General features: G+C 46.7%; 9 protein-coding genes. 6 read left to right on the top strand and 3 right to left on the bottom strand.

Annotation, left to right across the window (positions count from 1 at the left end; all coding sequences use genetic code 11):
• Positions 1-131 precede the first annotated feature (131 nt).
• The gene (locus ACLHR0_RS04540) at positions 132-1,358 is read right to left on the bottom strand and encodes a metallophosphoesterase (RefSeq protein ID WP_436485020.1); all 1,227 of its coding nucleotides are present in this window, start codon (positions 1,356-1,358) and stop codon (positions 132-134) included.
• A 342-nt stretch (positions 1,359-1,700) separates the two neighbouring features.
• Here ACLHR0_RS04540 and atpD point away from each other — a divergent pair, with 342 nt between their 5' ends.
• The gene (atpD, locus tag ACLHR0_RS04535; protein WP_370910911.1) at positions 1,701-3,203 is read left to right on the top strand and encodes a F0F1 ATP synthase subunit beta; all 1,503 of its coding nucleotides are present in this window, start codon (positions 1,701-1,703) and stop codon (positions 3,201-3,203) included.
• A 59-nt stretch (positions 3,204-3,262) separates the two neighbouring features.
• The gene (gene atpC, locus ACLHR0_RS04530; protein WP_079469459.1) at positions 3,263-3,520 is read left to right on the top strand and encodes an ATP synthase F1 subunit epsilon; all 258 of its coding nucleotides are present in this window, start codon (positions 3,263-3,265) and stop codon (positions 3,518-3,520) included.
• Between the two features lie 490 nt (positions 3,521-4,010).
• Here the strand turns inward: atpC and ACLHR0_RS04525 are convergent, their stop codons facing one another.
• Entirely contained in the window at positions 4,011-4,562 is a 552-nt protein-coding gene (locus tag ACLHR0_RS04525) for a YqgE/AlgH family protein (protein ID WP_370910910.1), read from the bottom strand.
• A gap of 441 nt (positions 4,563-5,003) precedes the next feature.
• Between ACLHR0_RS04525 and ACLHR0_RS04520 the strand changes: the two genes are divergently transcribed.
• Together ACLHR0_RS04520 and ACLHR0_RS04515 are read left to right on the top strand one after the other, a co-directional pair.
• Positions 5,004-6,383, top strand: coding sequence for a sensor histidine kinase (locus ACLHR0_RS04520; protein ID WP_429044679.1), 1,380 nt, complete (start codon positions 5,004-5,006; stop codon positions 6,381-6,383).
• 5 nt (positions 6,384-6,388) lie between these two features.
• Positions 6,389-7,201, top strand: coding sequence for a HesA/MoeB/ThiF family protein (locus ACLHR0_RS04515; RefSeq protein ID WP_436485017.1), 813 nt, complete (start codon positions 6,389-6,391; stop codon positions 7,199-7,201).
• Between the two features lie 229 nt (positions 7,202-7,430).
• On the opposite strand, the gene ACLHR0_RS04510 is transcribed toward ACLHR0_RS04515, so the two are convergent.
• Entirely contained in the window at positions 7,431-8,315 is an 885-nt protein-coding gene (locus tag ACLHR0_RS04510) for a S66 peptidase family protein (protein WP_370910907.1), read from the bottom strand.
• Positions 8,316-8,471: 156 nt separating this feature from the next.
• On the opposite strand from ACLHR0_RS04510, the gene metG reads away from it, so the two are divergent.
• Both metG and ACLHR0_RS04500 read left to right on the top strand, forming a co-directional pair.
• Positions 8,472-10,610 (top strand): methionine--tRNA ligase, encoded by a 2,139-nt coding sequence (gene metG / locus ACLHR0_RS04505; protein WP_436485015.1) that lies wholly within the window; start codon positions 8,472-8,474, stop codon positions 10,608-10,610.
• 677 nt (positions 10,611-11,287) lie between these two features.
• The gene (locus tag ACLHR0_RS04500; protein ID WP_436485013.1) at positions 11,288-13,687 is read left to right on the top strand and encodes a 3-hydroxyacyl-CoA dehydrogenase/enoyl-CoA hydratase family protein; all 2,400 of its coding nucleotides are present in this window, start codon (positions 11,288-11,290) and stop codon (positions 13,685-13,687) included.
• Positions 13,688-13,746 lie beyond the last annotated feature (59 nt).

Genomic DNA, 13,746 nt, shown 5'->3' with positions numbered 1-13,746 from the left:
TTGCTAAAGCAAGCTGACATTAACTATTTATTCTCTTAAAAAACACCTGATCATCATAATGATTATTAGGCCATCTTTTGGCTAAAACAAAGAAGCTGTCTCAATTAATTATGAGACAGCTTCTTTTGTACTTACACGGTGTACTCACCCACTTTGGTGCCGTCGTCTCTCAGCATGGTTAATACCAGTTGCTGCTGATCGGCTTTTATCTTTATCAGGGTACGATTACCTTCTTTTGGCCCGCCGCCAATGATAAGCGGGTATTCATGCTCTCCTTTTGCCGGGGCATACACGCCGTATTTGTGGGTATGGCCGCAAATGAGGATATCAATTTTGTGTTTGTTAAAGAGATCGCCAAACATTTCGCGGCAATGTTTTACGCCATGCCACTCGCCGGAGTGGTAGTGCGGAATGTGCATCATCACTACTTTATGTTTCGCTTTCCGGAAGGCCGGACTTTGCAGTTGCTGCTCCAACCAGCGGGCCTGCTGTTCCCGGTAGGCGTCGAAGTCAACGATGCCCGCGTATACAGGATGCTCATCTTCTTTATCTTCTCCTGTATCCAGCACAATAGCCGATACCGGCCCTATATTAAAGGTGAAATAGTTGTTGTGGCCCGGGTTGTCAAAATACTGGTGCCATTCCCGGGCATATTTGCCACGGGTTTCGTGGTTTCCCCTTACATACATGAACGGGGTTTGTGTGGAGAAGGTATCACCGCAGGGAGTGAGCATATGATCAATGATCTGTTGCTCATCGGCCTGGTAGTCAAATACATCCCCGTTAAAAAATACGAAATCATAAGGATCCTTGCCGTTCAGTTTCATCAGGTGTGGGATGGAAGCCGGCCGGTCGTGGATATCGTTAATGATCACCCAGGACACTTCTTTCGCCTTCGGATCAGGAGCGGTGAAGGTGTAGGTGGCGCTTTCTATGGTTTCGCCATAGGTCAGCTTATACGGTTCAAAGGAAACAATGTCTTTTGAGCATACCTTATAGCTATACTTTTTTCCCGGTTCCAGCTGGTCCAGTTCTATGCGGTGGAGGCGGTTGTTGGCGTCTACCAGTCCGTTTGTAACGCGGTGGGCTTTTTTATCCAGCTGCCCGTCTGTTCCGTATTCCACCCAGCTGTAGCAGGGGCGGCTGGTGAGCCACATCACTGAAATGGTATGTGGACCAGGATACTGGAGGTACGGTTTGCAGAGAAAAGCGTGTTCAGCAGCTGTCGTGGTGGATGTTGCTGACAAGATGCCAGCTTTGGCGGCGGCCGGTACAATGCCGGTGACGCCCAGTAATCCTGCTTTGGAAAGGTTGCCGAGGAATGACCTGCGGGATTGTTCACTGTTTGACTTCATCATATTTATATATTGTATATATCAGGATAGCGATTAAAAATAGTAAAGGAATTAAGAAAAGGAAGCTATTTTTATATGAATGGCGCCTGTAGCTTCACGTTATTTATGAATAATGAAAATATATAATTTGACAGGCTCCGCTTTGCATTGCCGGGGTATAAAACTTTATTAATGATAAAATCGGCGAAAAATGCGGTGGGAAAAGGTTTTTTTTCATCGTTAGCGTTTTGATTTTCACCCATTAACTCTTACCTTTGCGGCAAATTTTGGAAACTGTATACATGCAATTGTGTGCGGTTTTTGGAACAGTAACATTTTAGTATTTTTATAAACCTCTTTAAAAATATGCCTAACACAGGTAAGATCAAACAAATTATCGGTCCCGTGGTGGACGTGCACTTTGATGACAAATTGCCCGAAATCTACAGCGCATTGGAAATTACCCGCGAAAATGGTCAGAAGGTAGTATTGGAAGTACAGCAGCACCTGGGTGAAGACAGTGTTCGTACAGTGGCAATGGACTCCACCGACGGTATGGTTCGTGGCATGGCTGTAGTTGATAAAGGCGCGCCTATTAAAATGCCGGTTGGCGACCAGGTGAAAGGACGTTTGTTCAATGTGGTAGGTGAGGCGATTGACGGTCTAGGTGATATCGATGCTTCAAACGGTTACCCTATTCACCGTGAGCCGCCTAAATTTGAAGATCTGGCTACCGAAACAGAAGTACTGTTCACTGGTATTAAAGTAATTGACCTGATCGAACCCTATGCAAAAGGTGGTAAAATCGGTTTGTTCGGTGGTGCCGGTGTGGGTAAAACTGTATTGATCCAGGAACTGATCAATAATATCGCAAAAGGTTACGAAGGTTTATCCGTATTCGCCGGTGTTGGTGAACGTACCCGTGAAGGGAACGATCTGATGCGTGAAATGATCGAAGCAAACATCGTTAAATACGGTGACAAGTTTAAAGAATCAATGGAACACGGTGACTGGGATGTTACCGCTGTAGATAAAGAATTACTGAAACAATCACAGGCTACGTTTGTGTTTGGTCAGATGAACGAACCTCCCGGAGCACGTGCGCGTGTGGCCTTGTCTGGTTTAACACTGGCAGAATATTTCCGTGATGGAGATGGCACTGCAGGTGGTGGTAAAGACATCCTGTTCTTCGTAGATAACATCTTCCGTTTCACCCAGGCAGGTTCTGAAGTATCCGCGCTGTTAGGCCGTATGCCTTCTGCCGTGGGTTACCAGCCAACACTGGCTACTGAAATGGGTCTGATGCAGGAACGTATCACCTCCACTAAAAATGGTTCCATCACTTCCGTACAGGCCGTTTACGTACCTGCGGATGACTTAACGGATCCGGCTCCGGCAACAACCTTCTCCCACCTGGATGCTACCACCGTATTGGATCGTAAGATCTCCGATCTCGGTATCTACCCGGCTGTGAGCCCGCTGGACTCTACTTCCCGTATCCTGTCTCCGTCTATCGTGGGTGAAGCTCACTATAACTGTGCACAGCGCGTGAAAATGATCCTGCAACGCTATAAAGAACTCCAGGATATCATCGCCATCCTCGGTCTGGATGAATTGAGCGACGAAGATAAGCTGACAGTATCCCGTGCACGCCGTGTACAACGTTTCCTGTCCCAGCCATTCCACGTAGCAGAACAGTTCACCGGTCTGAAAGGCGTACTGGTACCAATCGAAGAAACTATCCGTGGCTTTAACATGATCATGGACGGTGAAGTAGATGAGTATCCTGAAGCAGCCTTCAACCTGGTAGGTAACATCGAAGCAGCTATTGAAAAAGGTAAGAAATTACTGGAAGCAGCGAATAACTAATTAAGTCAATGATCCCGGTTCCGCCGGGATCATTACCCTTCACCATTTACGATCATAACATGCTATTAGAAGTATTAACACCTGAAAGAAAAATATATGCCGGAGAAGTGTACGGAGTACAACTGCCGGGCATTGACGGTTCTTTTGAAATACTGGATAAACATGCGCCATTAATTGCAGCCCTCGGAAATGGTAAAATGAAAGTGCTGAAAGATAAAGCTCATGCAGAGTTCTATACCATCAGCGGCGGATTTGTGGAAGTGTTGCGCAATAAGGCTACCGTACTCGTAGAAGGCGCTGTAGCAGTGGAAAAATAAAGCATACCAGCTAAAATATAATAACCAGGCCGGGTAAGAATACCCGGCCTTCGTTTTGTCCTAACTATTCCAATCTTAGATGACCCGGTTAAGGACAGGACTGTCCACCGGGATTTCCTCCTATTCATTATGTACAATACATTACCTGCACGGCTATACGAGATATCCGCAGTAACTACATGTACATCAATAGACAGCCTCATCAAGGCTGTTTATATTACCTAATGAATGCCTTTGACAATAATCAGTTAGTGATCAGGTAAATGCTGGTATCGGTCTATAGAAGGAGCAAAATGTTCATAGGTTTTGCCTTCATAGGTGTATCTTATCGGTTATTAAATTACCTGAAAACGGGCTATGTAGCTGGTTTGATTCCCCAATTACTTTAGCAAGATATTTAATTTGTTTTAAATAAACAGCATTCATCCTGTTCATTTTTCACTTTAAATACCGGGCACAGCCCATCTCCTTCTGTCTCAGAATATTACCATTAATTTAAGGAAGGATCAATTGGATAATTTGCCATCATGGCAAAGGTACTGCCAAGATTTTTAAGGGATTGCTGCCATATTTGCTGCTCCCTGCGCTCAAATATCAGTGAAGTGTCGGTGTCAGATAAGATCCAGGATTTCTCCTTTACCTCTTCGTCCAGCTGACCCTCTGTCCAGCCGGAATAGCCAATAAAGAATTTAACCTTGTCCGGCTCCAGCAAACCCTTATTGATGGCAGCCACTACCTGGTCAAACCTGCCACCCCAGAAAACACCAGGCAATATCTCCTGCCCCCCGCTGATCAGCTCCGGATGCCGGTGCACAAAGTGAATGGTATCCATCTGTACCGGACCACCATAGTACACCGGGACATTGCCTATCAATACCTCGGGCACAAGATCACTAAGCGTTTGATCAAACAACTTATTGATTACAAAGCCAAAACTGCCTTTTTCCTGGTATTCACAAAGAAGTACTACCGTGCGCGCAAAATTTGGATCTTTTAAAAATGGATCAGCTATCAGCAAAATGCCGGGCGACAAAGTTACCATAGACAAACAATTTTATAGCCTGTTCAAATTTAACTAAATCATTGAATAGTAAAGTAAAAAGAAAAATGAGAGGAAAGTAGGAAAAATAAAAAAAGGAGGCTAGAAAACCTCCTTACCATTTTATCAACCAAAATCTAAATCGCTTATGGAACGAATCCACATCGATGTATGTAGAAAGTTTAATTACTTTGTTATGATCCTGAACTAATCAAATTTAGTACCAAGATTCTGAAGCAAAGGTAAGGAAAGAAGCATTAATAAAAACAGCAGTACCCAGTTAAAATTACGTTAAAGTGATGTTGTATTGCGGAGAATAAGTACAGAGGCAATATCCCGTCTGGAATTTTGTATCATAGTTGCTATAGCAAACATCTTTTTTAACATATTTTAGTATTTCTTCGCACTTATCTTTGAGATAATTAAAGCCTGACAAAAACTTACATGATACCACTGAAGAAGATTTTCCCCGTCATCGTTATCCTGATCACTTTGTCCCTGCTTGGAATCATTTATATCCAGGTCAGCTGGATCATCAGTGCCGTGCATATCAAACAGGACCAGCTCTTTCAGCGCGCTGTCAGTATGTCCAGGGACGTTTATAACGATATGATGTACCGCCGCCAGGCTGCCATTATGTTTAAGCTCGATAACAAAGAAGGAGCCGCTACCAAAGGATTTAATCTCGACATTAACCGGGTACCCCAATACAGCGTTCCCTCCGTGAGCGACTTCTTTACTGTGCAGGAAGTGAAACGTTGCATCCAGAACAATATGAGGAAAAATCACCTCGATAGTTCCAGCTTCGAATTTGCCATCATCGGCACTGTTCCCGGATCGGAATTCGGTACCATCCGGATGCAGTCGGCCGGGTTTGAAAAGATGTTCCAGCAAAATGAAGCCGACAGCATTAAAGAGAAGAAAGACTACCGCGTACAGGTGATCCTCCTGTCGGAATCCAATGATTTTAATCCACGGGCAGAAAAGCTTTACATCATCATGCCCAACGATGATTCGGTAGCCAAACAATTAGGTATCATGATATCAGGAGGTGTCCTGTTTACCATGATCATCATCACCGCATTTGCACTTACCATCCGCACCCTGCTCAATCAGAAAAAACTCTCGGAAATAAAATCGGATTTCATCAATAACATGACCCATGAACTGAAAACACCACTGGCCACTATTTCGCTGGCCATCGATGCTATCAGGAATGAGAAAGTAATGTCAAAACCGGAAAAAATCCAGTATTTCTCCGGCATCATCAAAGAAGAAAATAAACGTATGAACAAACAGGTGGAAAGCATCCTGCAATCCGCCCTCCTTGAGAAAGATGAAATAACGCTGAAACTCCAGCCGACTGATGTGCACAACGTTATTCAAAGTACCGCCGATAACCTCCAGTTGCAGCTGGCCACCAAAAATGGTGTGGTGGATCTTCAGCTGGATGCCATCAACCCCATTATCATGGCGGATGATGTTCACTTCTCCAACCTCATCTTCAACCTGATGGATAATGCCATCAAATATTCCAATGATCAGCTGGAGATAAGAATACAAACTTACAATACCCGCAAAAGCCTCTTCATCGTGATTGCAGACAACGGTATCGGTATGAGCCGCGACACTATTTCACGTATCTTTGAAAAGTTCTACCGCGCACATACCGGCAACGTACATAACGTAAAAGGCTTCGGCCTAGGACTCACGTATGTAAAGGCCATTGTAGACGCACATAAAGGAAAAATTAAAGTGGAAAGCGTAGTAGGTAAAGGCAGCAAGTTTACCCTAGAATTTCCACAGGAACTGGATAAAGGATAAAGCATATGATACTCAGCGAAAAAGAAATACAACATTTCAAAAATCCTATTGCCGTGCCGGGCATGGGCATCACCATGCAGGAGAAGCTCAAGGAAGCCCGCGTACTGGTAGTAGGCGCCGGCGGCCTCGGAAGCCCGGTAGTACAATACCTCAGCGCCAGCGGAGTAGGCGTAATCGGCATTGCCGACTATGGCGTGATCAATGATGAAGACATGCACCGCCAGCCCATCTACCAGATGCAGGACATCCGCAAACACAAAGCAAAAATGGCTGCCAGCCGCCTTTGGGCAGTCAACCCATATACAAAACATTACCCCATCCTCATGCAGGTAAAACCCGACAGCATCAACCTGATGCTGGTAGGATTCGACCTCGTGATAGATTGTACCCAGCACCTGCCCACCCACCTGGTGATCAACGATGCCTGCCTGGTACACAACAAACCTTATATCACCGGAGAAGTACATAACTGGATGGCCTGGTTCGCCGGCTTTAATATGCCCATGCCGGACGGCACCACTTCAGCATCCTACCGTTGTGCATTACCGCTCACGGAAGGCTACCGCAACTTCGATGCTGGCGCCCTTGGCGCTACCCACGGCGCCCTCGGCACCCAAATCGTTTGCGAAGTAGTGAAATACCTGATCGGTGTTCCCCTGGGCATCGCCGGCAAATTCTATGGCATCGACTACCTCCACAATCAAACCCAGGTTCACGACCTGCAACCGGATACCGCACTGATAGAAAGCACCCGCGCTGCCGGTGTCCTCACCGCAGAAGAATACGGTCTGGAGATCGTGCCAGACGTGGAGGATTAGTGCGGATTTTGTCTTTCTCAGGATTACGCTGATTATACTGATTAGTTTGATTTTTACTTTTGGATTTTTTTGGATTTTTAGATTTTAAATAATTAATAATTAAGGGAGATAAGAGCGAATTATCCGCTTCTATCTCCCTTAATCCTTTATAAATCCAAAAGTAAAAATCAAACTAATCAGTATAATCAGCGTAATCCTGAGAAAGACAAAATCCGCGCCGATCCATCTGCTACACCTCCGCAAGCACGGTTTTGGCGCCAATCTTCAACTCGTGCTTCACACCAAGTTTGAGCGAGTAGTTGGCTGTCTGGTGTCCGCTCGGGAAACCAAAGCAAACGGGGAAGTCGTAGTCTTTCACCAGGTTGCTGATAATTTCATACTCCGACTGGCCGAAAGGCGTATCTGTTTCTTTGCCATCCGTAAAGGCGCCTACTACCAGTCCGGCGAGGTTGTCGAGCCAACCGGCACGTTTAAGGTTATACATCATACGGTCGATGTTATACCGGTATTCACCGATATCTTCCAGCAGCAGGATCTTTCCTTTGGTGTTGATTTGTGACGAAGTGCCGGAAAGGTTGGCCAGGATAGATAAATTGCCGCCTACCAGTATCCCGGTGGTTTTGCCTTCCTTGTTCATTGGATGCGCTGGTGCGGAGTAGCGGTAGGCTTTCCCTCTCAGCGCTGTTGCCAGGCTTTCTGTATATTCATTATCAAATGTATCGGGGGTAATACCGCTGCACATTACGGAATGCAGCGTGGCAATTCCAAAATGCCGCTGCACATGCGCATGCAGCGTGGTAATATCACTGTAACCGCAAAGCCATTTGGGCTGCTTCCGGAAACGGGTGAAATCCAGTTTATCTATGATACACACCATTCCATAGCCACCACGGCCAAATATAATCGCTTTTATTTCCGGATCGTTCAGCATATCCTGTAACTCTTCCAGCCGTAGTTCATCCGGCGCGGAGAAGTTATGGAAGCTGGTTCCTACCGTGATACCGAGGTGTACACGGTAACCCCAGGAAATGAGTACGCCACGTGCATACTCCGCTGCCTGCAGATCCATTTTGCTACTGGGGCAGGTAATTCCGATCAGATCACCTTTTTTCAAATATGGCGGAATTTTTACCATTGTTCCTTTTGTTTACCTTTGCAGATTAGTTAGCGTAAATTCATTCTTTATTCGCTGACTAAGGTGATAAATTGTTATGGTGATTCCAAAAACAATCACTGATTTAAAGTTTATTTAAGCATTCTTTAAGAGAATATGGCAAAATTTAATAGATATTTAATAACTGCGGCATTACCGTATGCCAATGGCCCGGTGCACATCGGACACCTCGCCGGCTGCTACCTGCCTGCAGATATTTATGTGCGTTATTTACGTGCAAAAAAGGCAGATGTAAAGTTTGTTTGCGGCACAGATGAACACGGTGTTCCCATCACCATCAAAGCAATGAAGGAAGGCGTGAGTCCGCAGGATGTGGTAGATAAATACCATAAAATTATAGGCGACAGCTTTGCTGCAATGGGAATCTCTTTCGATATTTTTGCCCGTACCAGCGCTCCCATACATCACCAGACCTCCCAGGATTTTTTCCTGAAGATGTACAACGACGGCTTGTTTGAAGAAAAAGAAAGCGAACAGTTTTTTGATCCGGAGAAAGAAATGTTCCTGGCAGACAGGTACATTATCGGAACCTGTCCTAATTGTGGTAACGATAAAGCCTATGGCGACCAATGCGAGCGCTGTGGCAGAACCCTGAGCCCGGATGAACTGATCAACCCACATTCTGCGCTGAGCAATGCACCGCTGGTGAAAAAGAAAACCAAGCACTGGTATATGCCTTTGCAGAACTACGAACCGTGGCTGAAAGAATATATCATTGATGGTCATAAAGAGTGGAAGAACAACGTATACGGTCAGTGTAAAAGCTGGTTGGATAGTGGCCTGCAAAGCCGCGCCATGACCCGCGACAGCAACTGGGGCATCAAAGTACCCCTGCCGGATGCGGAAGGTAAAGTATTGTACGTATGGTTCGACGCCCCCATCGGTTATATCTCCGCTACAAAGGAGCTGACCGAAAACTGGGCGGACTACTGGTGTAAAGACGATACCAAACTGGTGCACTTCATCGGTAAGGACAACATCGTTTTCCACTGTATCATCTTCCCGGCCATGCTGAAGGCGCACGGCGGATTTGTACTGCCGGACAATGTACCCGCCAACGAGTTCCTGAATATTGAAGGGGAAAAAGTATCCACCTCCCGTAACTGGGCCGTGTGGGTAAACGACTATATCGAAGATTTCCCCGATCAGCAGGATGTACTCCGTTATGTACTTTGTGCTACCGCGCCGGAAACAAAAGACAACGACTTCACCTGGAAGGATTTCCAGGATCGTAATAACAGCGAGCTGGTGGCCGTTTTCGGTAACTTTGTTAACCGCGCAATGGTGCTGATGCATAAACTGTGCGGTGGAAAAGTACCTTCACTGCATCCTGAGTTCATGAACGACGGCGATACCGAAATGCTGAAAGAGTTCGGCCTGGCAAAAGAGAAGATTGAAACCAGCATCGAAACATACCGCTTCCGGGAAGCACTGTCTGAAGTGATTGAATTTGCCCGGAAAGGCAATCAATACCTCCAGAAAAATGAACCCTGGATACTGGCAAGCGTACTTGAAAAGTTGAAGAATGGAGAACAACACGCCAAATACCCGCAGTACGAAGAAAAGGACATCGCATTTTTACAGGGTCGCATCGACATTTGCCTGCACATCGCATTGCAGATGACGGCCAACCTGGCGATATTCTCCCAGCCGTTCCTGCCGTTTACCGCGAAAAAGATCTGCCACATGCTGAAAGTGGTGGACCGTATGCTGGAATGGGACAACGCCGGCAGCGACAAACTGCTGAGTGTGGGCTATACCCTGCGTCCGCCGGAACTGTTATTCAAGCAGGTGGAAAACGACCAGGTAACCGCTCAGGTGGAAAAACTCCATGCAGGTTTAAAACAGGCCATGGATGCCGCCGCTGCAGCTGCGCCCGCCGTGGAAGAAGCGCCTCCCGCCCCGGCAAAGCCCGAAATTCAATACGACGATTTCGCTAAACTGGACTTGCGCGTAGGAACCATTTTGCAGGCAGAAAAAGTAGCCAAAGCCGATAAATTACTGAAATTGCTGGTAGACATAGGTACCGAACAACGTACCGTCGTTTCCGGTATCGCTATGCACTTCAACCCGGAAGACATTGTAGGCAAACAGGTAACCCTGGTAGCCAACCTGGCCCCCCGCAAAATGCGCGGAATTGAAAGCCAGGGCATGATCCTGATGGCGGAAGACAATGGCAAGCTGATTTTCGTAAACCCCGCCGAAGGTGTAAAGCCGGGCAGCGGAGTAAGCTGAAACCCGGCAGAGTGGCTTGTTTCCAGATCAAGTCCACGTCACCTCCACGTCCCCTCCGTGTACACTGCACGGATACTCCGGGTGTAAAGCAGGTGCAAAGCGAATACGAAGTAATGGCGAAGCCTTCATAAAGCCGGTATAATTTGCGGATCGGAGCGTAGTTTGTCTTTCTCAGGATTAAACTTATTACACTGATTGCGCTGATTTGATCACTTTTGATTTTAAAAGATTCAGGGAGATATAAGCGAAAATATCCGCTTATGTCTCCCTGAATCTTTTAAAATCAAAAGAGGTCAAATCCCCTAACCGGATACTTTCGCTTATGTCTCCCTGAATCTTTTAAAATCAAAGGAGGTCAAATCCCCTAACCGGATACTTTCGCTTATGTCTCCCTGAATCTTTTAAAATCAAAAGAGGTCAAATCCCCTAACCGGATACTTTCGCTTATATCTCCCTGAATCTTTTAAAATCAAAAGTGATCAAATCAGCGCAATCAGTGTAATAAGTTTAATCCTGAGAAAGACAAACTACGCTCCGATCCGCAAATTTTACAGAAATCGGGTGCCCCCTGATGATGGAACTCCAAAAAATGCTAAATTCAAGGATCGGTAAATTTAAGTTACAAATGCTGGAAGCTCCGCGTAATGAATAAAAGCTGACAGCCAAAAGCCAAAGCAATGAGACACATCAACAAAGTAGCCGTTTTAGGCTCTGGGGTAATGGGATCAAGGATTGCCTGCCATTTTGCAGGAATAGGCGTACAGGTTTTACTGCTGGACATAGCGCCAAAGGAACTGAACGAGGCAGAAAAGAAAAAGAATCTGCCACTGGATAGTCCCGCTGTGAAGAACCGGATTGTGAATGATGCCCTGCAGGCCGCCATAAAATCCAACCCGTCGCCCGTTTTTACCAAAGATGTGATCAAACGCATTAAAACAGGCAACTTCACCGATGATATGAAACGCCTCGCGGATGTTGACTGGATCATTGAAGTAGTTGTGGAAAACCTGGATGTGAAGAAAAGCGTGTTTACCCAGGTGGAGCAGTTCCGGAAACCTGGTACCCTCATCACCTCCAACACCTCCGGCATCCCGATCCACCTCATGACAGAAGGCCGCAGCGAAGATTTTCAGAAACACTTCTGCGGTACCCACTTCTTTAACCCGCCCCGCTATCTCCGTTTACTCGAAATAATTCCAACACCACATACCGATCCCGCTGTCATAGATTTTCTCATGCACTACGGCGATCTTTTCCTCGGCAAAACAACCGTACTATGTAAAGATACCCCGGCATTTATTGCCAACAGGGTAGGCGTGTTCTCTATCATGGCCATATTTCACATCATGCAGGAAATGGGCCTCGGGATAGACGAAATTGATGCACTCACCGGCCCGGTCATCGGCCGCCCTAAATCAGCTACCTTCCGTACCGCCGATGTGGTAGGGATAGACACCCTGGTGAGAGTAGCCAAAGGCGTTATGGAAAACTGCCCGCAGGATGAAGCCATCGGCATCTTTAAAATACCTCCCTTCCTCCAGAAAGTAGTGGAAAACAACTGGCTGGGCGATAAAACAGGGCAGGGTTTCTACAAGAAAACAAAAGGAGACGGCGGCAGCAAGGAAATCCTTACGCTGAACCTCCAGTCAATGGAATACGGACCAAAGCAAAGAGCTAAGTTTTCCAGTATCGACGCAGCCAAACCCATCGAAGACCTGAAACAACGCATCAAAGCGCTGGCAGGAGCTTCCGACAAGGCCGGCGACTTCTATAAACAGTTCCACGCATTCCTGTTCTCCTACGTGTCGCACCGCATTCCCGAAATAGCGGACGACCTGTATAAAGTAGACGACGCCATGAAAGCCGGCTTTGGTTGGGAAATCGGCCCCTTCGAAACCTGGGACCTGCTCGGCGTGGAAGCATCCGTAAAACTCATCGAAGAAAAAGGACTCACCGTTGCCCAATGGGTAAAAGATATGCTGGCGAAAGGAATCACCAGCTTCTACAAAGTAGACAACGGCAAGAAATTATATTACGACGTAGCTACCCAAACCTACAAACCATTACCGGGAGAAGGACAATTCATTATCCTGGAAAACTTCTCCAATAATGTAGTCTGGAAAAACAGCGCCTGCAACCTGATTGATATTGGCGATGGCGTGGTTTGTTTCGACTGGAAAACAAAAATGAATACCATTGGCGGGGAAGTGCTGGAAGGATTGAATAAGGCCATAGACCGCGCCGAAAAGGATTTCCGCGGATTGGTAGTAGGCAACGAAGGCACCAATTTCTCTGCCGGCGCCAACGTGGGCATGATCTTCATGCTCGCAGCAGAACAGGAGTTTGATGAGCTGGACATGGCAGTGCGCCTCTTCCAGCGCAGCACCATGCGCCTGCGCTATTCATCGGTACCCGTAGTGGTGGCCCCACATGCCCTCACCTTAGGTGGTGGCTGCGAAATGTGCCTGCACGCCGATAAAGTACAGGCGGCAGCCGAAACGTATATCGGCCTGGTGGAACTGGGCGTAGGCCTCATCCCCGGCGGCGGAGGTACCAAAGAAATGGCGCTCCGCGCCAGCCTGGAATACAAGGAAGGCCGCATCGAGGAAGAACCCCTGAAGGATTACTTCATGACCGTAGCCACCGCTAAAGTAGCCACCTCCGGCTTTGAAGGATTTGATATGGGCGTGCTAAAGAAAGGACACGATGAAATTACCATGAACCTCAGCCGCCTTATTGCCGATGCCAAACGCAGCGTAATTGCACTGGCCGACGAAGGCTATACCCGCCCCGTGGAAAGAACAGACATCAAAGTAATGGGCCGCGGCGCTCTGGGAGCCTTACTGGCAGGTGTATACGCCATGAAGTTTGGTAATTATATTTCAGAACATGATCAGAAAGTTGCAAATAAACTCGCTTATGTGATGTGCGGCGGCGATCTTACAGAAGCCTCTTTTGTAAGCGAACAATACCTGCTGGATCTCGAAAGGGAAGCCTTCCTGAGTTTATGCGGTGAACGCAAAACGCTGGAACGCTTACAAAGCGTGATTAAAACGGGCAAACCCGTACGAAATTAGAAACTGTTATTTTAATGTATGGGAAATGTAGTGAAGATTAGCCATAAGATCATTCGCTG

This window comes from Chitinophaga sp. ARDCPP14 (genome assembly GCF_051362515.1).
In the GTDB taxonomy this organism is placed as follows: domain Bacteria; phylum Bacteroidota; class Bacteroidia; order Chitinophagales; family Chitinophagaceae; genus Chitinophaga.
The sequence above is the reverse complement of the archived record's forward strand: the minus strand, read 5'-3'. Positions and strand labels throughout refer to the sequence as shown.

Bases quoted from the DNA above. Each gene is read 5' to 3' on its own strand.
- ACLHR0_RS04540 (WP_436485020.1), bottom strand. From the start codon at position 1,358: ATGATGAAGTCAAACAGTGAACAATCCCGCAGGTCATTCCTCGGCAAC.
- atpD (WP_370910911.1), top strand. From the start codon at position 1,701: ATGCCTAACACAGGTAAGATCAAACAAATTATCGGTCCCGTGGTGGAC.
- atpC (WP_079469459.1), top strand. From the start codon at position 3,263: ATGCTATTAGAAGTATTAACACCTGAAAGAAAAATATATGCCGGAGAA.
- ACLHR0_RS04525 (WP_370910910.1), bottom strand. From the start codon at position 4,562: ATGGTAACTTTGTCGCCCGGCATTTTGCTGATAGCTGATCCATTTTTA.
- ACLHR0_RS04520 (WP_429044679.1), top strand. From the start codon at position 5,004: ATGATACCACTGAAGAAGATTTTCCCCGTCATCGTTATCCTGATCACT.
- ACLHR0_RS04515 (WP_436485017.1), top strand. From the start codon at position 6,389: ATGATACTCAGCGAAAAAGAAATACAACATTTCAAAAATCCTATTGCC.
- metG (WP_436485015.1), top strand. From the start codon at position 8,472: ATGGCAAAATTTAATAGATATTTAATAACTGCGGCATTACCGTATGCC.
- ACLHR0_RS04500 (WP_436485013.1), top strand. From the start codon at position 11,288: ATGAGACACATCAACAAAGTAGCCGTTTTAGGCTCTGGGGTAATGGGA.